This is a genomic window from Streptococcus sp. KR (assembly GCF_002238115.1).
Classification (GTDB): domain Bacteria; phylum Bacillota; class Bacilli; order Lactobacillales; family Streptococcaceae; genus Streptococcus.
The window spans coordinates 1-253 of record NZ_NGVM01000280.1; the positions used below are offsets into that span (position 1 = coordinate 1).

The 253-nt window shown below is 39.5% G+C and carries 1 protein-coding gene; it reads left to right on the plus strand.

Annotated elements, in window-relative coordinates:
• The coding region (locus tag CBI42_RS11950; protein ID WP_142294167.1) for an LPXTG cell wall anchor domain-containing protein at positions 1-125 on the plus strand (125 nt) is incomplete at its 5' end.
• Positions 126-253 lie beyond the last annotated feature (128 nt).

Below are 253 nucleotides of genomic sequence, written 5' to 3' on the forward strand. Positions count from 1 at the left end.
TGTACGATAAAACAAGTAGATTACCTCAAACAGGTGATGGATCATCAATGGGTATGATGTTAATTGGACTAGTGACGTTATTGCTAAGCTTAGGTTTAGTAGTTATAAGTAAATTTACTATTTGATCATGATTGAATGATCGTAAGCACTCCACAACGAACCGGGTTGAATCTTAACCATTGATGGTATCTCAGATCCCTGGGTTCAAACAAAAATAGCGGGCGACCAACGCAGTTTTCTGCGTTAGTCGCCC